Source organism: Psychrobacter immobilis, from assembly GCF_003148585.1.
Lineage (GTDB): Bacteria > Pseudomonadota > Gammaproteobacteria > Pseudomonadales > Moraxellaceae > Psychrobacter > Psychrobacter immobilis.
Genome location: NZ_QGGM01000014.1, coordinates 1 through 21,512 on the forward strand (window position 1 = coordinate 1; position 21,512 = coordinate 21,512).

Here is a 21,512-nt window from a genome sequence, read left to right on the forward strand (position 1 = left end):
AGGGTTTGAATCTTTAGTCAAGGGCTATTTTAGCTTAATTTGAATAATCTTGGTGATTAGACTAAATTGGCAGAATGGCGACGCTACTTTTGCTTCAATCGAGCGGCAGTGTATGGGGCTTTAAATTAGGGTCAAGGTGGTGTAACTTCTATTTTGAAGATTATCTAACCTTACCGTCAATACCATCTATTTATCAGTCCGTTAGGGTTAAAAATAGTTTTACCCTTACCAAAAACATCCCTTGTTCTCAGTTAGCGCTTCTATATAGAAGCACTTTTACAGCTTGCCTATCTTTTTGAAAAAGTCTTTGTAAGCAGCGACCTTTTTATCTAAGGCCAAAGGATAGGCACGTGAGGTAGAAGGCAACCTATATAAGGTAAGATTATTTACATCCACTTTTCGATTGTGATCGTTTTGCCATTGGTAAGGATAATCCATACTTTGATTGGTCTTAGGATACTTGGATTTAGCAGGTGGCTCGGCTAATAAACCAAGCAGCACTTCTGTTGCTTTACCGCCCGTGGTAAATAAGGTTTCAACCTTTGGCACTTGTGGCAATATACTATCTAGGTCAACGGGTGTGACGACGGTTAAGTTCTTATCTGAGGCATTGCCCGTTTCGCGAATCGCTTGCTTGACGGTCGGACAGGAGGCGATACCGCGCTCAAACATAAAGGCGCGAATACGCTCAGGATCGAAGCGTTTTTCTTTACCTACCCGAAAGTAATCCACATCGTCAAAAAATACACTGCCATAAATACGCCACATGTCATTGTAAAAGTTTGGATAGTGAAATGGCATTGCCCATTTATCAGCGGTCGGTGGAAAAGTGCCCATCATCATTACCGTCGCATCAGGTGGTAAAACGGGAGCAAACGGATGTGTTTCTACTTCTGCTGCTTGGGCTTCAGATAATATTAAGCTGTTATCGGTTTTATGCGTATTATTATGGGTGTGATATGGTTGTGTAGTCATAAGATTCTTCATCAGAAAAGCGGTTTTTTTGCTATCATAGCAAGCCTAAACACTGCTTCATTTATTAGGGCGCGATTATAGTCAAACATAGTCGGCTTAAATAAGACCAACCCTGCTATAAATATATTTAGCTTACTTTATTATCAAAGTAGCAAGCTTACTATTTGTGAGACAGATATAAGGTTGAAGTGCAGTAAGTGTTTGTATCTTTTATACTAATGGCAACCGCAGTAACTGCGCAAGCATCAGACCAAAAACCAAGAGAAACCTTATGAGCGACTTAAAAATCACCGTCATTGATCACCCGTTAGTCCGTCATAAACTCAGCCTTATGCGCGAAAAAGACTGTAGCACTTATAAGTTTCGCACGTTGACCAAAGAGCTTGCACGCTTGATGGCATATGAAGCAAGCCGTGATTTTGAAATCGAAACCTTCCCAATGCAAGGTTGGTGTGGTGAAATCACAGGTGAACAAATCATCGGTAAGACTGCAACGATTGTACCGATTTTACGTGCGGGTATTGGTATGCTTGACGGCGTGCTCGATTTGATTCCTACCGCAAAAATCTCTGTCGTCGGCTTGCAACGTGATGAAGAAACCTTACAACCTGTGCCGTTCTTTGAAAAATTTGTCAGCCATATGGACAAACGCCCAGCCCTTATCATTGACCCAATGTTAGCCACTGGCGGATCTATGGTTGCGACCATCGAGATGCTAAAGAAAAATGGCTGTACCAATATTAAAGCATTGGTATTGGTTGCCGCGCCTGAAGGCGTACGTGTGGTCAATGAAGCACATCCTGACGTCACCATTTATACCGCCGCACTAGACAGCCATTTGGATGAGCACGGTTATATCATCCCAGGTTTAGGCGATGCGGGCGATAAAATCTTTGGTAAGCAATTATTCAACAAGTAAGAAAAAAAATGAATCAAAACTAGCTATCGTCGTAACACCCATGACACATGTGCAAAACATCAATGATAAGGATATAAGATGAACGTATTGATTACAGGAGCAAGCGCAGGTTTTGGTAAAGCGCTGGCCGAGCGTTTGGTTGCCAATGGTCATCGCGTGATTGGCTGTGCCAGACGCTTAGACAAACTAAATGCTTTAGCAGACACTTTAGGCGAAGCATTTTTACCTGTGGTCATGGATGTGAGTGACACGGCTACTATCCCGCAAATCATTGCTGATTTGCCTGCTGACTTTAGTCAAATCGATGTCTTGGTCAATAACGCTGGGCTAGCGTTAGGTACAGAGCCTGCGCACAAGGCAAATCTTGATGACTGGATGCGTATGACTGATACCAATGTGAAAGGGTTGATGGCGCTAACCCATGCAGTCTTGCCAGCGATGGTGGCGCGCGATAGCGGTTATATTATCAATGTTGGTTCAATCGCTGGCAGTTGGCCTTATTTTGGTGGCAACGTCTATGGTGCGACCAAAGCCTTTGTCAAACAGTTTAGCCTAAATCTGCGCGCGGATCTCATCGGTACGCAAGTGCGCGTGACCAACCTTGAACCGGGTAATGTCGCGGGCACTGAGTTTTCAAACGTCCGTTATCATGGCGATGACGATAAAGCCGCCAAGGTTTACGACGGCTTTAAAACCATGACCGGCGATGATATTGGCGATATTTTATTATGGCTGATTGAATCGCCTGCTCATATTAACGTCAATCGTTTAGAAGTGATGCCAGTTGCGCAAACTTATAACGGGCTGACGATTGCTAAGCAAGATTCTTAAAGGTTTAGCCGAACATTTGGCTCACTAACGTAATTCATAAGACCGAAGCAATATAGATTCCTCTATATTGCTTCTTTTTTTGCCTTTGATATTCATCTCATTAACCAAGCGTAAATCCTGAAAGTCTAAAATCAATACCTCATTGCGCAAACGCTCGCTAGTACGTTTATTATGGCGTATCGGAAATCCTAATACTTGCTTATCCCTAATCACTACTTGATTGATAATCATGGTCGGATTATTCATCATAACTTTCCTACTCAGCTTTTGCGCATTAATCACGGCAGTGGCAGGATTAACAGTGGTGCTTAAAACCTTTGTCTGACGCACAATTTTTGGCAAATTCCCTGCAAAAAACAAGACTTGCTCTAGCGGCAAATACTGCGCGTGACGCATCAATTCCTGACGAAACAGCGAAGGCATATCAATGTTGAAACTGTCTTCTGTTTGCTGAGAAAACGCCGTAAAATTACGCTGTAAATAACGCCCAAATACGCTGCTATTAATCCAGTCTTGATAAGTATCATTAGCTAGTAATTGCCTAGTGAAAGTATTGGCATCTGGCGTGATATCTGCTGTCAGCATTGCCATCAATAGCGCCTGCGGATTGAGCAAGGTTTGCTGCTGCCAGATTTGCGGATATAGGCTGCTATCAAGCAATGGTAACGTCAGCTTGCCCATAGACTGATATCCTTATATTTTACTTGCTGACGTTTGATTCGATTGGTCAAAGTCTATGACAAGTCACTACTTTTACCACTCAACTGCTTTTAACCCTAAACAGTTTTTATGCTATGGTTAATTACCTACTTTAATATAGCAGTCTTTTAGAAATGAGATAAAGACTTTTGCTACGATACATTTTGGCTCAATCGACTTGGTAAAACCGCTTAATGAAAACAAGGTACATTGCCTTATGAAGAGAAACTTAATCAACTTGCCTATTAACTACCAGTTGAAAACGATTGATATCACTTTAACTGATGGTACGTTGCTACCAGTGTCAGTCATAGGCAGTGGCAAACCTGTAATATTACTGCATGCTTATGGTATGGACGCGCGTGAGTTTTTGCCATTTATTTTACCTTTGGTTGGCAAGTATGCCTTTTACCTGCCGCACTTACGAGGATTTGGCGCTGCAAAAAATATCGACCTCACCCAGTTTGATTTTGTGCGCCAGTATGCCGATGATATCAGTGTCGTCATTGAGCAAATTTGCTTAGCGCGCAATATAGAGTCCTTGCCTGTTGCCGCTATTTCGATGGGCGCACAAGTGATGTGGGCGTATTTTGAGCGTTATGGCAGCGCGAAAGTCAGCCGTTATTTGAATATTGACCAAAGTCCTGCTATCCATAATCAGCCTGATTGGCAAGGTGGCTTGTTTGGCACGCGCCAGCAAGAAGTATTCGATATCTTTCACGAGGTAATTGAGAAAACTTTACCTTATGCTGAAATAAAAAGCTTTACCCACCTACCGTTTGCTCTAAAACGCTGTGCAACGGATGTCGAACTACTGTTTTCTCTATTATCCGTTAATCGAACGCGCTCGAAAGCGTTTATACAAGTGATGACTTATAAAAACGACCCCAAACTTGCGCTTTATGACCACAGTATTTGGCATCATAAAATGCGCTGCTTGCAAGCCTATTTGACACTACCCTATGACTTTCGTGGTGCGATAGAGCGGGTCACTATTCCAGTGGTCAACCTCATCGGTGGTCGCTCCAAACTCTATGATGCTAAGTGGCAGCAACAAGTCACCCAAATGCTACCCAATGCAACTGAGATAGTATTGCCGCGCTCAGGTCATGCGATACCGATGGATGAGCCAATTGGGTTTTATAAAGTATTAAAGAAGTTTTTGGCTGTTTAATTTAGAATATAAATAAAAAAGCGACTCCAAAAGTCGCTTTTTATTTGAGCAATAAATTTTAAGCATTAATCCGCTAATGCTTTGGTCAGTTCAAATCTCGGCACTTGCTTACCCTCGACTTCAACCGTTTCAGAAAACATCGCTAGTGGTCGCACCCAAACGCCATATTCGCCGTATAGGCAGCGATAAACGACTAATGCTTCTTGGGTTTCCGAATGCTGAGCAGTGTGCAACACTTGATACAGGCTGCCTTTATAATGGCGGTAAATGCCTTGGGGGATGGTTTGAAGTTGTTTAGTCATAATTTTCTTACTTGTATCAATTATTATAAAAGCTTAGTGAGCGTCATTAAGCTTTTTCGTCAGCGCTAATTTTACGGGTGGCCACTCGGATTTTATTAAACTATACATCACTGTATCCGAAATAATACCATCACGGCGTACTCGATTACCTCGAATCACGCCATCTTTCTTAGCACCTAAACGTTGAATCGCTTGTTGTGAGCGGTCGTTCCCAATATCCGTGCGCCAACCTACTGTCTGATACTCTAAAGTTTCAAATATATGGGTTAGCAGCATGAGCTTACAAGTCGTATTGACATGCGTTCGCCAATACGATTTGGCATACCAAGTATAGCCAACCTCTAAGCGTTTACTGATAGGTGAAATATCATGAAAGCTCGTTGTACCAATCGCTTTTCCAGTTAAGTCATCAATGACGACAAAGGCTTGTCTATCAGCCATTGATGTTGCGGTATTAATATAGTCAATAACCTTGTCTGGCTCAGGTACTGACGTCTCATTTATTTTCCATAGTTCACCATCTTGGCAAGCTTCGGTTAAGTCAGTTGCATGACTTAGCGTCAACGGCTTAAGGGTAATGCCATTACTTGATAACGTCGGCAGGTCTAACATCTACTTCTCCTTAAGCCATAATGAACTTAGAAACTTTGGCTACCTAACTCAATTTCTTAACTACCCTACCGTCACTTTCGCATAAGCCTTTTTGCCTGCTTGGATAACGACTGTTTGACCAGACGTTAAGCTAAAGCCTGCATCGACGACTTCACCATCTACTTTTACCGCGCCGCGTTTAATCATATCTTTAGCAGACGAGCTATTTTTAGCCAATTCAGCTTGGTTGAGTACTTGAGTAATAAATAGCGCCTCAGCACCTTCTAAATCTAGCGTCACTTCTGGTAAATCAACTGGTAATTCGCCATCAGCTAATACGTTACCCGCTGATTTGTGCGCATTAGCAGCAGCGTCAGCATCATGGAAGCGCTCGATTAATTCTTCAGCAAGAATACGTTTGATTTCTTGTGGGTTGCGACCGTTTTCCATCTCTGCCATTAACGCTTCGACTTCTTCCATTGGCTTAAAGCTTAAAAATTCAAAGTAGCGACGGATTAAGGTATCTGGCATTGACAGCAGTTTTTGGTACATGGTGCCCGGTGCATCGTAAATGCCGACATAGTTGCCAAGAGACTTAGACATTTTATTAACGCCGTCTAGCCCTTCTAAGATTGGTACGGTGATGCAAACTTGTGGCTCTTGACCATAGCGACCTTGCAGGGTGCGCCCCATTAGGATGTTAAAGGTTTGGTCAGTACCACCAAGCTCGACGTCCGCTTTTAGCGCGATAGAGTCATAACCTTGCACCAATGGGTAGAGAAACTCATGGATAGCAATTGGCGTTTGCGCGGCATAGCGTTTAGAGAAATCATCGCGCTCAAGCATGCGTGAGACGGTCAACTGGCTCGAAAGCTGAATCATGTCACCGGCTGACATATCCTTGAACCATTCAGAGTTAAAGACAATCTTGGTTTTTTCTTTATCCAAAATTTTAAAAACCTGTTCAGCATAAGTCTGCGCATTGACTTTGATTTGCTCATCGGTCAATGGCGGGCGCGTGCTGTTCTTACCAGACGGATCGCCAATCTTGGCGGTATAATCACCAATGAGAAAGTAAATCTCATGACCCAAATCTTGAAAATGTTTCAGCTTATTAATCAGTACGGTATGACCTAAATGCAGGTCAGGTGCAGTAGGATCAAAGCCTGCTTTGATACGTAGCGGACGATTGAGTTTCAGCTTTTTAACCAAATCTTCTTCAGATAGGATTTCTTGCGTACCGCGTTGGATCAGGGCAAGCTGTTCTTCTAGGGTGTAGGTTTGCGTGGTCATGATGCTCTCTTTATTGTCTTTATTAAAAGGGTAACGCGTTTGGGCTATTTAGAATCTCGTAGCCAGTAAAAGATGTTAGAATTTGAGAGATATACTAGCGTTTTTTAAGGTAAATTGCCATGACCAACCCTGCATCGATTGCTGATACTAATGATTCAACTATAAATTATGACGATAATTTAAATAAGACTTTAGATGACGATTTAAATTATGCCACTTTGACCGATGCGCTTGAGCAAACGGTGTTTGAAAACTTCGATGATGGTTTATATATCGGCATGATGTCTGGCACCAGCTTAGACGGGATGGATGCGGTTCTTTGTCAGTTTAGTAGTGACAGTAGTGCTGAAACAGATACCCAGCAACCGATGCGACTGTTAGCAACTCATAGCCAAGAGTTTCCGCTGCGTTTGCGTGAAGTGTTATTGGCTTTATGTCAGCCTAATGGTGTGCAAGAGTTAGTACCCGCAGAGGGTGAACCAAACAGCGAATTAGACTGGTTCGGTTGGGCAAGTAAAGAATACGCTGAATTTGCCAGCGAGGTGGTCAATAATTTATTGCAGCAATCGAATACTGATGTAGAGTCGGTGTTGGCGATTGGCTGTCACGGTCAAACGGTACGCCATCGTCCGCAATTGGGCTTTAGCTTGCAATTGGTCGATGCCAATATCATCGCTGAGCGGACTGGCATCAGCGTCGTCAGCGATTTCCGCCGCCGCGATATGGCGGTTGGTGGACAAGGAGCGCCGTTGGTTCCAGCTTTTCATCAAGCGTTATTTGCCACGCCTGATAGCACGCGCGTGTTATTAAATTTAGGCGGTATTGCCAATATCACTGTCTTGCCAGCAAACGATAGTCCTGCGATTGGTTATGATACGGGTCCTGCCAATTTATTGTTGGATGCGTGGACAGCGTTGCATACGGATAAAGATTATGATGCTGGCGGCACTTGGGCGCAGTCTGGACAAGTGATTGAGCCGCTACTTAATCAGCTAATAGAACATCCGTTTTTTGCGCGAACGTATCCAAAAAGCACTGGGCGTGAAGATTTTAACTTAGCATGGCTACAGGATGAGCTGCAAAAGTTCGATCAGGCATCTGCCCATATTCGCTATTCGTCAGCGGATGTACAGGCGACGCTTACTGAACTGACAGCGATGAGTGCCAGCATGCAAATTAATATGTTTATTAATGCTCATGAAGATAGCTCGGTTTACGTCTGCGGTGGCGGTGCGTTAAATGACTACTTAATGACCCGCTTGCAAGCGCATTTGCCTCATTGCACGGTAGAGACCACCGCAAGCTTAGGGCTGAATCCAGCGTGGGTCGAAGCCGTCGCCTTTGCATGGCTCGCACGGCAAACACTAATAGGTGAAACGGGTAACTTACCAGCTGTCACCGGCGCGAGTAAAGGCGTGGTTTTGGGTCAGGTTTGTTTCGCCTGACTGGTCAAATTTTAGTTTACACACGTGCACTTATGTGTTTTATAATGATTTCTGAAATACCCTCCTCTTAGGACTCGTAAGTATAGGATATATCGCATGAGCCAACACAGCAGTTCACTCACTGATCAAGCTACCAATGATGCTAGCGCAACAGCAGAGCATCAACCGCGTCAGAAACCACCGCACTATGAGCGTAGCGATGACTTGCGCGTCGTAATTACGGGTATGGGTGCGTTGACACCTTTGGGACTCGACGTCGATAGCTCATGGACTAAGCTGCTCAATGGTGATAGCGGCATCGCGCCAATTACACATTTTGATGCTACTGGCTATCGCGCTCAAATTGCTGGTGTGGTCAAGGATTTCGATGCCAAGCAATATATGAATGCCAAAGACGCGCGACGCTATGATGAATTTATTCATTATGGTATTGCCGCCTCTAGTATGGCATTACAGAACGCTGGTTTTATCGATGAAGTAAGTGCTGCTGATGCACCTGTACAAAATGTCGATCAAGAGCGATTCGGCATTATTTTAGGCTCAGGTATTGGTGGTATCCAAACCATTGAAAACAGTCGCGATACGCTACGAGAAAAAGGCGCTATGAAAGTTTCGCCCTTTATCATTCCTGGCTCTATTGTAAATATGGCAGCAGGCTTAGTGGCGATTAAACATACCCTAAAAGGTCCCAACCTTGCGACATCGACTGCTTGTACCACCGCTACCCATGCGATGGGTCTCGCTGCACGTTTGATTGCTTATGGTGACGCCGATGTCATGCTAGCAGGTGGTAGTGAAAAAGGCTCCAGCCCGCTTGGCATATCGGGTTTTGGTGCCATGCATGCCCTCTCAACTCGCAATGACGAACCGACCAAGGCGTCGCGTCCCTTTGACAAAGACCGTGATGGTTTTGTGCTCGGTGATGGCGCGGGTATGGTGGTACTAGAAAGCCTCGCTCATGCCAAAGCACGCGGTGCGACCATACTCGCTGAACTGGTCGGCTTTGGGATGAGTGATGATGCCAGTCACATCACAGCACCGCCTGAAGATGGCAGCGGTGCGGCACGAGCGATGCGTAATGCTATAAATGATGCAGGCATTGAGCCATCGAGTGTTGGTTATGTCAATGCTCATGGCACCAGCACCCCTGCCGGTGATGTCGCTGAATCGATTGCTATTGAAACCGTTTTTGCCCCAGTCAAAGACCGCATTTTGGTCAGCTCAACCAAATCGATGACGGGTCATTTGCTTGGTGCCGCGGGTGCTGTTGAAGCCATATTCACCGTCCTTGCCCTACAGCATCAGCATGTGCCACCCACCATTAATTTGGACAATGTGGAAGACAACTGTAACCTCGACTATGTCGCCAACCAATCGCGTAAAGTTGAAAACCTACAGTATGCCGTATCCAATAGCTTTGGCTTTGGTGGTACCAATGGCTCGTTAGTATTTGCGCGCTGGCCCGTGAATCATTAAGGTATAACACTCACCATATCGGTTGTTGTAACCTTGGTGTCAGATTTGCTACGTTTGTCCACTTGCAGCCCCTTATCGTATTTGCGTATGATAAGGGGTAATTTTTGGAACATTTATGGACGATACCATGTCAAGCTACTCATTTTCCCATCAGTTTTACCAGCGCTGGACGTGTGCGCCTGAGCCTATTCGCGCAGCAATTACCCAAGAGCTAAAAGACATCACCACCTTACTGCAAAACGATACCCCATTTGAAAGCTTTGTCTTTAATACTCATGATCTGGATACCCACATCGATGAGCTCTACGAAAACCATGAAGCGGAGCAAGCCATCGCTAAAGCCATTACTGACAAAAAGGCCGAAGAGCAAGCGACCGCAGAAAAACAGCAGCGAGAAGAACAACAAAAAGTAAAAGCGGCAGAGGATGCCAGATTAAAAGAAAGTGCTAGATTAAAAGAAGCAGCAGATACCGCGCAAAAAGAACAACAGAAAACTGAGCAAATAGCCGCTGAGAAGAAGAATATTGCTGATAAAACGATTGCTATGAATGCCAATGATGCGAGTGATTCAGAATCGCTCAGCATTGATAACACGGTTGAAAAAAACCAAAATGTTGAAAAATCGGCTGCGACGCAATCTAGCTCTGAGAACAAAACCATCAGTGAACATGCTAATGTCGCTAATGACAAGCATATCAATGACGACCACAGTATAAAAGCGGTCAACGACAAAGCCAGCGCCGCCATCAAACTGGCACTGAAAGATGCAAAACTGAGTACCACGCATCAAGAGATGATCCGTGAGCTGGAAATGCAAATTGATGACTATCTCAGTGAGCAAATGATGCTGATGTCTGAGAATTTAAAATCTTGGTTACGTGCTGAAGTGACTCAAAATCTAAGCGAAGATGAAGCAGTAACTGACAAAGAGTCTAAAAAAAGCTAAACGCTGCGTCCTACGCATCACCTTTTAGCAATAAATCCTCAGTAATAAATTCCTAGTACTAAAAAACCCCCGTAAACTTTACGGGGGTTTTTTCATTTTAGATTTGTCGATATGAGCGTTTACTTTAGATAGCCTTAGTCCGCTCAGTCAGCCATTCAAGTGCCGCACCTTCAACACGGTCTTTTAGCTCTGCATAGACTTGGCTATGATAATTATTCAACCAATCAATTTCGATTTGAGTCAATAATGATGACTCAATTAAACGGGTGTCAATTGGGCAGTAGGTAACGGTCTCAAAATTAAGAAAATCGCCAAATTCCGTCTCTACTGGTTGAGCAACGCGTTTATTAACCATCAAGTTTTCAATACGAATACCATATTTGCCTTCACGGTATAGACCTGGCTCATTACTTGAGATCATACCCTCTTTCATCGCACGCTCTTTCGGCATGCTGGCACTATAAGCAATCACTTGTGGACCTTCATGGACGTTCAAGAAATAACCAACACCATGACCAGTACCGTGACCATAATCCATCTGTGCCTGCCATAATGGTGCACGGCATATCGCATCGATGAGTGGTGAAGCGATACCATCAGGGAAATGCGCTTTTGCTAAGGCAATATGGGCTTTGAGTACGGTAGTAAAGTCACGTTTGTGTTCGCTGCTTACCTGTCCAATACCGACCACACGAGTGATGTCTGTGGTGCCGTTTTGATACTGAGCGCCTGAGTCAATTAGTAACAATCCGCCTTCGCCCTCGGCCACATCTAGGTAGCTAAATTTTTCTGGTGTTGCGCGATAATGTGGCAGCGCACCATTTTCATTAAAGCCTGCGATAGTCGGGAAACTTGGCGATACATAATGTGGCTGCTGACTGCGCACTTCGATGAGCATACTATCAACGTCCAGCTCGCTTAAACGCTCACCGTCTGCTAAACGCTGCTCAAATGCGGCAAAAAACTCACTTAATGCCGCGCCATCTTGACGCATGGCTTCACGCACATGGTCGATATCAGCGTCAGATTTAACCGATTTTAGCAAAGTACTTGGCGCCATTTGCTCAATAAAACCTATGCCATCGCCCATTTTAGATAACGTACCCACTGCCACTTTACTTGGATCTAATAGCAATAAGTCATCAGCAGTCAATGTGCCCAATGCATCTTGCACAGCATCATAATCAGCAAGGGTGATACCGCTGTCTTTTAAGCTTTGTGCTATCTCGCTACTGACTTTATTATTATCGATAAACAATGTCGCGTCATTTTCGCTAATGAGCATATGTGCCAAAAACACAGGGTTATAGTCAACATCAGCGCCGCGTAAATTGGTCAACCAAGCAATATCGTCTAAGCTTGAAAGTAAGTGATGGGTTGCGCCTGCCTCAGCCATACCTGCGCGTACAGCGGCAAGTTTTGAGGTAGCAGACTGCGCGACAAAATGCGCATCGTGTTGATATAGACTGGCGGTTGGTAGCGCTGGACGATCGCTCCATATTTCTGTCAATACGTCACGCTCAGTGATTAACGTAATGTCATTGGCATCAAAGGCATTTAACAATCTATCTTGCTCAGAGATAGACAGTACATTGCCGTCGACTGCCACACTATCGCCTTCTGCTAAGTGCTCAGCTAACCAGTCAATATGATTTGGCCGACCTGGTGCAAGCTTCTCTAAGCTAATACCGGTACCTTCTAATTGGTCAGCGGCATGTACCCAATAGCGGCTGTCCGTCCATAATCCAGCAAAATCAGCGGTAACAACGAGCGTACCGACTGAGCCTGTGAATCCTGATAACCATAAGCGCGCTTGCCAATATTCTGGCAAATACTCAGATAAATGCGGATCAGCAGACGGTACGATAATCGCGGTCAGATCTTGTGCTACCAATGCCTGACGTAGACTGTCGATACGATCGTGGATGCTTTGTTTATTCATAAAAGGTGTCCTTATTGATTTTAAAAAATAAGATTTGGAAAAATCATATTGTGAGGCGACTATGGATAGTCGTCTTATTTGAGCGAGTAAAATGTTTTAGGCGTTTGCTATTTATCATTCACTGAATGCTCAGCATCTAAACCTGCGTAAGACGCTCAATGTCTTAAAAATTAAAATATTGTCAATGACCAGATAGATAAGGCTAACTATTTTTAGGAGCATTACAGCAGAGCATCATTAGATGTTTGGGCGGAAAGCGGACTTTCAATAGCGTGGGGGCAATAACTTAATAAGTGTCACCATAAAACGTGCTACCGATATGGTAACACGTCTCGCCATCTAACATTTTTGCTGGTATTGCTATTGATCCTAAATCCGTTAACCGTGTGTCTGAATTAGCTCAGCTTATCTGCACGCTCGCTTTTTTGCAGCATATTATTGATCGGTTTGGCTAATGCCAATAAGACAACGGCTGTGACCACCAAAAAGATCGTCATCATCGTAAATAAGCCCGGCAACCCTTCGATCTTATCCGCTGATACTTGACCACCAAAGAACGCAGCAACCAAATTACCTAAAGCGAGAGAAGCAAAGAAAAGCCCCATCATCTGACCTTGCATGCCTTTTGGCGCAAGCTTAGTCATTGCAGACAGACCAACAGGACTGAGCGCCAACTCACCAAGGGTCAGCAATAATAAACTACCCACTAACCATAAAGGTGAAGCCAATCCACCATCGCTAGTCAAAATGCTTTTTGAGGCAAATATCATCAAAGCAAAGCCTGCAGCGGCAAACAACATACCAAGCGCAAACTTTACCATACTATTTGGCTCAAGACCTCGATTGGCAAGCTTGACCCAGACAATGCTGATGATCGGTGCTAATATTAAAATAAATAAGGGATTAAGCGACTGGAACCAAATACTAGGCACTTCAAAGCCTAAAACATTCAGGTCTGTATAGCGATCGGCGAACAAGTTAAAAGACGTTGGCTGCTGCTCAAAGCTTGACCAAAATAGCGTCGAGCCGATGATTAAGATAAAACAAATTAACAAACGCAGCTTGTCAGTTTTGTCCAATCGCGGTGAAATAAACATGACAGCAAAGTATAATATGACGACTGCGGCAATGAGGTAAGTCATATACTGAGCAACCATTTCAGGGTTAAATGGCATAATACCAGTCGACACTAAGACAGTAATGGCAGCGAGTAGCGCAAGAAACCCGCCAACCCAGCGACCTACATTTTTGAAACGTCCGGTCGTTTGTTCCCATTCAGGCGTAATGTTTTTGGCACGAGCATAACGATTTAAGGTTTTTTTAGCTGAAAAACGATAAATCAATAGTGAAGCTAACATGCCAAGACCACCGACACCAAAGCCTACATGCCACATACCTTTTTCTTTAAATACGCCAACGATAAGGGCAGCCAGTAGCGCACCGATATTGATACCCATATAAAATAGAGTAAAACCACTATCACGGCGTGCATCGCCTTTGGGGTACAACGTTCCGACCATCACGGAGATACAGGTTTTAAATAAGCCTGAACCGAGAACGATACACATCAAACCCACAAAAAACAGCGTCATCCCAAACATAGCGGATAGTGCGATACACAAATGACCAAGGGCGATAATAATACTACCCCACCACAGTGCACGCTCTTGACCGAGCCAATTATCAGCCAACCAGCCACCCGGTACTGCCGCTAAATATAACGAACCAGCAAAAATACCATAGATAGCAGAAGCTGTGACCTCATCGAAACCAAAACCGCCACTACCGACGGTCGCTACCATAAATAATACTAATAGTGGACGGATACTATAATAAGAGAATCGCTCCCACATTTCTGTGAAAAACAATGGACGTAGCGGCTTAGGATGCCCCATAAATCCATTATCTAGTGCTGCCAATTCAGCAGCACTAACCTCTGACTTTGATTCTGTACTCATAACTTTATTCCTTTAAAGACCACTGTATTAACGACCAAATATATAATTATCCCGACAAGCGGTCATATAGGCGCATCATTGTTTCACTTGGATATAATCAAGTAAAGAAATAATTGGTCAATAATTACACAAATACCCACAAAAAAGCCCGCTATCATTGGCTGAAAGCGGGCTTTTATTTTTAGCATCAATGGCAGTGATGACGACGCTGTTGTGCTTATGGTATTACAATAATATTGCCATAATACTTAGGTTTTAAGCAAAACCACTTAGGCTTTAAGCGAAAATACTTGGACTTTAAGCGAAGCGGTTTGTCGAGCCATACTTTAAAAATGTAGCATCGACTTACGTATATTACTGTGCGGCTACCGCTTCATCAGTAGTATCACCCGCTTCCAAATCACCGTCTGCTTGCTCAGCCGTTAGATCAGCATCTGCAACCGCAGTTTGACTAACTGTACCAGAAGCAGTTGCAGTACCAGCTTCTGCGGTAACCACAGCGCTATCAGTATCGGTCGCTGGGGTGACGCTTGCATCTGCAGCAGTATCAGTCGCTGTAGCATCCGCAGCTACAGGTGCTGTTTCAGCTGGCGCAGTGTCTTCAGCAGCAATCGCTTCTGCTTCATCAGCCGCCGCTGACGTTTCGGTTGTCTCAGCAGTAATGTGCTCGCCTGCTGGACGCAAAAATCCAGAAATACCAATAAGTAAGACGATACCTAAAAATAAGGCAACACCGCCTAAAGCAAATAAGAACTCTTTCTTAGGATTGTTTTCGACAATATGTTCTGACATACCTTATCCACCTTGCACAAAATATTTAAAATATTGGTCTATTATATCGCAATTCGTACCGATTTGTTAAAACCCTTAAGTATTTAAAGGATTTATTATCAACAAACTTTGCCACTCGCTTTTATGGTTAATTCTGATAACCCATTCGAGCGATTCATTATCACTGGTAATAATAGCCAGTTATTTTAGCGACTTACCCAAACGCGGTTGCGGCATCCCACGCTTACCAAAGTAGCTCAAGACAAGTAACAGCGTAATGATAAAGAGAATCGGATAATTACCGAAGCTCATAAAAGGTGTATTACCAACCCGCGCCTGAACATCACCGCGCAATACGGTGCGCTCAAACTGCGGTGCACGCTCGACGATACGACCTTTATGATCGATGATCGCTGTCACGCCCGTATTGGTTGCGCGCATAAACCAACGCCCATTCTCTAGCGCGCGCATCTGCACCATTTGCAGATGTTGCAATGGACCTGCCGACGTACCAAACCAAGCATCGTTTGAGATGGTCAATAAGAAGTCCGTGCCAATCGCGTTTTTACGGGTGGTATCAGGGTAAGCCACTTCATAACAGACTGCTGAGCCCAAATTATGACCACGTACACGCAGCGGTGATTGGTTGTCACTACCACGACTATAGCTCATGATTTCTTGGCTACCAGCAAGGTTTGGCAAGATATCTAACATGCCTTCGAAGGGAATATATTCACCAAATGGCACCAGACGCTGCTTTTTATACATCCCTTCAGCGTCACTACCTAGCGCAACCACGCTATTATAAAATGGTGGATATTTATCTGTTTTTGGGTCAAAGTTTTCTAAATCTCGATAAGGAATACCTGTTACCCATGTGGTATCTGTTTCTTTGGCCATTTTAACCATTTCACTGATAAAGCCAATCGCTTCATCTTGAAACATAGGAATAGAGGATTCCGGCCATAAGACGATATCGCGATCCCACTCAGTACTGGTCAGAGTTGCATAAATTTTCAGGGTTTCTATTTGATATTCGGTGAGCCATTTTAAATCTTGTGGAATATTACCTTGGATTAAGGACACGGACAAATCAGGCGTGCCTTTTGGTTTGGTCCATTGCGGATTAATCAACCATAACGCGCTGCTAATGACCAACAATGCTATCGACGGAATCATATAGCCGCCACGGCGACGCAATAGCTCAACCAAGCTGGCTGCCAATAATACCGCCACAAAAGACACTGCAAAGACGCCAGCGACTGGTGCTAATGACGATAACCAATACTGCTCCGTAAAGGCATAACCGACAAACAACCACGGAAATCCAGTAAACAGCCACGTTTTCAGCCACTCTTGGAGTATCCATAAAGCTGCAAAAGACAACGGCTGACGGCCAACCATACGGTTGAAAACCAACGCTAAAAAGCCATGGAATAACCCCATGCCCAGACCCATCAACGCAATCATAATCAGCGCAAGCCATGCTGGCGTATCACCATAAATATGAATAGAGGTGTATAACCAAAATGCACCAACGCACCAAAGTCCTGTACCGTAAGCCTGACCGATAAGAAAAGCACGCTTGCCACTCATATCAGGCATCAATAAGGCGTATAAAATAGCAGGCGACACTAGCGCCAGTGGCCAAATGCCATAAGGCGCCAGTGCAAATATAAACACCGCACCTGCCAACAACGCAATCAATACCGTCAGCGCTATAGGCAAACCCTTGGGCTTATCAGGGTTCAGGCGTTTTTGTAAATCAACAGTAGACAGGCGCATAGCAGTTATCCAAAACCATATTTTTCAAAATTTTAAGCGTCAACATTCAGATGAAAACCAAGCTGAAGCAGACCGTATTGTGTTTTGTACAGCATCTAAAAGTTAAACCCGCCCATGATACCAGTCTCAACCCATTAATAGGTAACATTGCGTAGCAAATACCCAATAGCAAACACAAAAAAAACACGACCGCAATCGTGTTTTTTTGAGTATATCAAACAATGTTTAGGTCGCTATCGACACATCAATGACTGCCTATCAATATTTGCTGATCAGGATTGATTTTGGTGAGCTCAAGATTTTGGATAAAACGCCCTTCAACATCAGTAATAGTGATTTTCCAATCATCTATCACCACGCTTTCACCTTCCAAATCACCCACATAACCAAGCGCCTGCATGACTAGACCACCCATGGTATCGACATCCGTATCATCAAAATGACTGCCAAGCTCATCATTACAATCTTCAATCACGGTAGACGCTTGCACACGCCACGTATTTGGCTTTTCAGGATCAGCAACAATATTGTTGATATCACTGTCTTCATCGAAGTCATCATGCTCATCGACGATGTCACCGACGATCTCTTCAAGCAAGTCTTCCATGGTAACGACACCGCCAAAGTTGCCGAATTCGTCGACGACAATCGCCATATGTACTTGGGTACGCTGCAATGAGCGTAACAAGGTATCAGAACGTGCCGTCTCACTAATATATAGCGGCTGACGTACCAGATCTCTCAAACGTTTGCTATCGATTTTATCTTCTTGATCGCGCACCATATGCACAAGAATAGGAATCAAATCTTTTGCCAATAAAATGCCAATGACGGCATCATCATCTTGACTATCAAAGACAGGATAACGCGAATGGGTGGTCTCAAGGATGATATCCATCACCTCAGCGAGACTGGTGCTTTCGTGCAGCCCAACCACTTGCGGGCGCGGAGTCATGATTTCGCGCACTTGTGTCGCAGGCAGATCCAGCACGCCTTCTAACATATCGACGGTATCAGGCTCTAAGAACTGGCGCGAGTCTTGTACCAGACGAATCAATTCGTCACGGGTTTCGGGGGCGGTCGATAGCCAGCGTTTTAAGCCGCGCATCGACCAACTACTCGGGCTGGGAGTGTCGTCAGACATGGTGATGTGATTTAACCTCTTTAGTTAATAACAATTAAAATAATAATACGTAATAACAGACGTAGATGGGGATGAATACAGCAAATAAAACAGATCTTTGATTATTAAATTATAAATAGAGCAGATCAAAGTAGCTTCACTTTAGCGCAAGGCTCACCGACATTCAACGATAAATTCACTCAAATTGTATTGTCAGTACGTTATAAACTTTGCTATGGTCAAAGCCTTCACACACCAAAGCACACCCTATGTCGCTACGTTCCTTTTTCTCTCGCCTGCTCACGCCGCACTCACATAGCCATCGTTCAGATAACGGCTTGGACACGCTTGAGCCAAATAATCATGGTTCGGATAGACACGGCTTAAAAAATAACACTGCGAATGGTCGCCAACCGACACCTACATGGCGATATTATCTTGTACAGTTTTTCATCATTATTACCTTGCTACTGTCAGCCGTCTGGTTATTGCTGGCGATTTGGTATCAGTTTGGGGCAGGCTCTGCCATCACTTGGTTAGCCGCACTTTTCATTGTTGGTGTATTGACAGCCTTACTGGGCGTTCGCTGTTGGCCAAAAATAGCTCAGCGCTTTGATCATAAACAACGCAGCAGTAAACCATGTAGCAGTAAAGCAACCATAAATAGCAAGTCAGCAAATAAATGGTTAACCGCTTTATATGGCGCTATTTGGTTGGTAGGCGTTGGCTGGTTTTTTTCTATTGAACCCCAACAAGAGCGCGACTGGATGGCTGAGGTAAGTGAAAGGGTCACCTATGAGCGCGATGCAACCAATCCTGATTTAGTGACCCTAACCAATGTACGTAACTTTGATTGGCATACCGACACGGAGGCGACCGAACGCTGGGACACACGTACCATTGATATGTCCAAACTATCTGGCGTCGATGTCACCAACTCTTACTGGATGGGTCCACTGATTGCTCATACGTTGGTCAGCTTTCGTTTTGAAGACGATAGACCGCTTGCTTTCTCGTTTGAGATTCGTAAAGAAGAAGGCGAATCGTTTTCGGCATTGGCAGGGTTTTTTAGACGCTATGAGCTGAGCCTGATTGCCGCAGAAGAGCGCGATATTATTTATACCCGAACGAATGCGCGTGGCGAGCAAGTTTATCTATTTCCCGTTAGCAACTTGCAGCAGCACGAGGTCAAGTCACTATTTGAATCTTATTTAACCGCTGCCGATGAATTGAATACCAAGCCTGCTTGGTATAACACATTACTCAGTAATTGCACCAATATCATTTTTTATATGGCGCGTATCGTCAGTGGTGATCGCCTGCCGTGGGATTATCGTATTTGGGTCTCTGGCTGGCTGCCAAATTATCTATATGATGTCGGTATGCTTGACGCTACTCCAGAAAATACTGGACAGCCTTGGTCAATGGATACATGGTACGAGCGTACCCATATCAACTCAAAGGTTAAAGGATTTGATAATCAAATCAATCTAGAGTCTGGCCTTAATAGCAACGAAAACAGCCGAGAGTTCTCTGAGCAAATTCGTCAGGACATTCCTATCCCGCCATTGGCTGACACGCAAGAAGATGCTGAGGCAAAAGCCAAATCTGCAGCTCATGCTTCTTATTAAAATTAAGTAGCATTATACTTTTACCCTGCAATAACACCAATGTCACTGATTTCAGTAACTCTCAGTATTATCAAGGCTTAACCCAGCTGACCACCCGCTCCTCCATCGCTTCATCAGACATACCAGTCTCAGAAACACAGCGCCCAGCCACGCCAACATTGGCAGCACGCATTTGTTGCTGCGTTACCACTGCATCTTGGGTCAATAACAAATGCCAACTTGGCAAATTTTGTCCTTTATACAAACGCTTATAGGCGCAGTGCGAAGGCAACCACATCATCTGCGGCAGATTGTCCATGGTCAGCTGAATACAGTCTGGCACATGCTCTTGACGCGTGTCATAGTGCTGACAATAACCCGTCGTACAGTCCATTAGCTGGCAAGTCACATCGGTATACTCGACCAACTCTTCATCCACATCGCCATTCTCATCTTCGTCAATATACTTAATCAAACAACAGCTGCCACAGCCATCACACAACGCTTCCCATTCACTATGATTGAGTTCTGACAATGCAAAGCGCGACCAAAAATTCGGACGCAATGTGTCATTGAGCTTACTGTCATGGTCGCTGTTGCTTTCATTACCACTGTCAGGAAATAAGCTCACAGCTGATTTTTCCGTGACTTTTAGCGGCAACGTTTCGTCAGAGTCTAGATGGGCTGCACAGTTGTTTAACAAGTTTAGTGTCATAAAGGTGCCGTAGCATTTTGATAAAGAGCGTTACAGTATTATAGCTGTTTTTGCCTAGGTTGAGCGTTAAGGTAGTAAAAGTAAGAAAAACGATGTCGCAAAAACACAGACAAATAATCTTTATAACGTAAAACTCCTCACATAAAAAAGGATAATAATATGTCAATTAAGACTTTTGAATTAATCAGTACCACCGAAAACGGTGTCCAGCTTATCAGCTATGTGGCACTGCCAGAAAATGCATCTGACGACCATCCTGTTGCGGGAATTTTAGTAGCGCCAGAATGGTGGGGTATCGTTGATCACCCAAAATCAGTGGTCGAGCGCTTGGCAGAAGCAGGTTATGCTGCCGTCGCAATGGACGTGTACGGTGAAGGCAAGCTGACCACCGATGCTGCACAAGCGAATATGTGGATGGAGCAAGTATTAGAAGATCAAGATATGCTGATGGCGCGCTGCCGTTTGATTCTTAATGACTTTAGCGACCAACTAGCCGTTGATGGTGACAATCTAGCAGCGATTGGCTTTTGCTTCGGCGGTAAGGTCGTGCTTGATATGGCTCGCGAAGGTATGCCATTAAAAGCGGTCGCCACTTTCCATGGCAACCCAACACCAAAACAGCCAGCGGATAAAAACTTCACCGCTAACGTATTGGTTGCTCACGGTCGCGATGATTCAATGGTATCCATGGAAGCAATAGAAGGTCTAAAATCAGAACTAGATGCTGCTGGTGTTGACTATATTATCGATGTTTATGACAACGCTAAACATGGCTTTACCAACCCACATGCTGATGAGCGCGCTGCTAAAAATAATGTTGATCTTGGCTACAATGAAGCCGCTGCCAAGCAAAGCTGGGAAAACATGCTTGAATTTATGGAAAATAACTTAGGTAAATAATCTTTGGATCAGGCATATCAATAGCTGTTTTCAGGTTATTAACCCACTATTTATTAA

General features: G+C 44.2%; 19 protein-coding genes. 8 read left to right on the forward strand and 11 right to left on the reverse strand.

The window, feature by feature from the left end:
- Positions 1-276: 276 nt before the first annotated feature.
- Entirely contained in the window at positions 277-843 is a 567-nt protein-coding gene (locus C8D84_RS10760) for a DNA glycosylase (RefSeq protein WP_407691883.1), read from the reverse strand.
- A gap of 403 nt (positions 844-1,246) precedes the next feature.
- Here C8D84_RS10760 and upp point away from each other — a divergent pair, with 403 nt between their 5' ends.
- The gene (gene upp / locus C8D84_RS10765; RefSeq protein ID WP_045445969.1) at positions 1,247-1,894 is read left to right on the forward strand and encodes a uracil phosphoribosyltransferase; all 648 of its coding nucleotides are present in this window, start codon (positions 1,247-1,249) and stop codon (positions 1,892-1,894) included.
- Positions 1,895-1,972: 78 nt separating this feature from the next.
- Complete coding sequence (locus tag C8D84_RS10770) at positions 1,973-2,725, forward strand: SDR family NAD(P)-dependent oxidoreductase (RefSeq protein ID WP_060491932.1); 753 nt, start codon at positions 1,973-1,975, stop codon at positions 2,723-2,725.
- A 24-nt stretch (positions 2,726-2,749) separates the two neighbouring features.
- On the opposite strand, the gene C8D84_RS10775 is transcribed toward C8D84_RS10770, so the two are convergent.
- Positions 2,750-3,406 (reverse strand): hypothetical protein, encoded by a 657-nt coding sequence (locus tag C8D84_RS10775; protein WP_109592074.1) that lies wholly within the window; start codon positions 3,404-3,406, stop codon positions 2,750-2,752.
- A gap of 235 nt (positions 3,407-3,641) precedes the next feature.
- On the opposite strand from C8D84_RS10775, the gene C8D84_RS10780 reads away from it, so the two are divergent.
- The gene (locus C8D84_RS10780) at positions 3,642-4,598 is read left to right on the forward strand and encodes an alpha/beta fold hydrolase (protein ID WP_109592076.1); all 957 of its coding nucleotides are present in this window, start codon (positions 3,642-3,644) and stop codon (positions 4,596-4,598) included.
- Positions 4,599-4,663: 65 nt separating this feature from the next.
- Here the strand turns inward: C8D84_RS10780 and C8D84_RS10785 are convergent, their stop codons facing one another.
- The 3 genes from C8D84_RS10785 to tyrS are packed head-to-tail and all read right to left on the reverse strand — an operon-like array spanning position 4,664 to position 6,784.
- Positions 4,664-4,900: a DUF1653 domain-containing protein gene (locus C8D84_RS10785; RefSeq protein ID WP_109592078.1), complete on the reverse strand. Its 237-nt coding sequence runs from the start codon at positions 4,898-4,900 to the stop codon at positions 4,664-4,666.
- 33 nt (positions 4,901-4,933) lie between these two features.
- Positions 4,934-5,512 carry a GNAT family N-acetyltransferase gene (locus tag C8D84_RS10790; RefSeq protein WP_109592080.1) on the reverse strand — a complete coding sequence of 193 codons (579 nt, stop codon included), beginning with the start codon at positions 5,510-5,512 and terminating at the stop codon, positions 4,934-4,936.
- 60 nt (positions 5,513-5,572) lie between these two features.
- Positions 5,573-6,784, reverse strand: coding sequence for a tyrosine--tRNA ligase (gene tyrS / locus C8D84_RS10795; RefSeq protein WP_109592082.1), 1,212 nt, complete (start codon positions 6,782-6,784; stop codon positions 5,573-5,575).
- A gap of 119 nt (positions 6,785-6,903) precedes the next feature.
- Between tyrS and C8D84_RS10800 the strand changes: the two genes are divergently transcribed.
- The 3 genes from C8D84_RS10800 to C8D84_RS10810 all read left to right on the forward strand — a co-directional run bounded on the left by C8D84_RS10800 (position 6,904) and on the right by C8D84_RS10810 (position 10,651).
- A complete protein-coding gene (locus C8D84_RS10800; protein ID WP_109592084.1) occupies positions 6,904-8,229 on the forward strand; it encodes an anhydro-N-acetylmuramic acid kinase in 1,326 nt (441 codons plus the stop codon).
- 96 nt (positions 8,230-8,325) lie between these two features.
- Positions 8,326-9,705, forward strand: coding sequence for a beta-ketoacyl-ACP synthase II (fabF, locus tag C8D84_RS10805; protein ID WP_211181269.1), 1,380 nt, complete (start codon positions 8,326-8,328; stop codon positions 9,703-9,705).
- A 115-nt stretch (positions 9,706-9,820) separates the two neighbouring features.
- Positions 9,821-10,651 (forward strand): hypothetical protein, encoded by an 831-nt coding sequence (locus C8D84_RS10810; protein WP_109592086.1) that lies wholly within the window; start codon positions 9,821-9,823, stop codon positions 10,649-10,651.
- Between the two features lie 124 nt (positions 10,652-10,775).
- On the opposite strand, the gene C8D84_RS10815 is transcribed toward C8D84_RS10810, so the two are convergent.
- From C8D84_RS10815 to C8D84_RS10835, 5 genes are all read right to left on the reverse strand, one after another.
- Positions 10,776-12,593, reverse strand: coding sequence for an aminopeptidase P family protein (locus tag C8D84_RS10815; RefSeq protein WP_109592088.1), 1,818 nt, complete (start codon positions 12,591-12,593; stop codon positions 10,776-10,778).
- A gap of 395 nt (positions 12,594-12,988) precedes the next feature.
- Complete coding sequence (locus tag C8D84_RS10820; RefSeq protein WP_109592090.1) at positions 12,989-14,551, reverse strand: peptide MFS transporter; 1,563 nt, start codon at positions 14,549-14,551, stop codon at positions 12,989-12,991.
- Between the two features lie 354 nt (positions 14,552-14,905).
- Complete coding sequence (locus C8D84_RS10825) at positions 14,906-15,343, reverse strand: hypothetical protein (RefSeq protein WP_060491940.1); 438 nt, start codon at positions 15,341-15,343, stop codon at positions 14,906-14,908.
- Between the two features lie 180 nt (positions 15,344-15,523).
- Positions 15,524-17,107 carry an apolipoprotein N-acyltransferase gene (gene lnt, locus C8D84_RS10830; RefSeq protein ID WP_109592092.1) on the reverse strand — a complete coding sequence of 528 codons (1,584 nt, stop codon included), beginning with the start codon at positions 17,105-17,107 and terminating at the stop codon, positions 15,524-15,526.
- Between the two features lie 244 nt (positions 17,108-17,351).
- Complete coding sequence (locus C8D84_RS10835) at positions 17,352-18,251, reverse strand: CBS domain-containing protein (protein ID WP_045445952.1); 900 nt, start codon at positions 18,249-18,251, stop codon at positions 17,352-17,354.
- Between the two features lie 248 nt (positions 18,252-18,499).
- Here C8D84_RS10835 and C8D84_RS10840 point away from each other — a divergent pair, with 248 nt between their 5' ends.
- Complete coding sequence (locus tag C8D84_RS10840; protein ID WP_109592094.1) at positions 18,500-19,861, forward strand: Lnb N-terminal periplasmic domain-containing protein; 1,362 nt, start codon at positions 18,500-18,502, stop codon at positions 19,859-19,861.
- A 70-nt stretch (positions 19,862-19,931) separates the two neighbouring features.
- Here the strand turns inward: C8D84_RS10840 and C8D84_RS10845 are convergent, their stop codons facing one another.
- A complete protein-coding gene (locus C8D84_RS10845; RefSeq protein ID WP_045445994.1) occupies positions 19,932-20,405 on the reverse strand; it encodes a YcgN family cysteine cluster protein in 474 nt (157 codons plus the stop codon).
- Between the two features lie 309 nt (positions 20,406-20,714).
- On the opposite strand from C8D84_RS10845, the gene C8D84_RS10850 reads away from it, so the two are divergent.
- Positions 20,715-21,455, forward strand: coding sequence for a dienelactone hydrolase family protein (locus C8D84_RS10850; protein WP_109592098.1), 741 nt, complete (start codon positions 20,715-20,717; stop codon positions 21,453-21,455).
- The last annotated feature ends 57 nt before the right edge of the window (positions 21,456-21,512 follow it).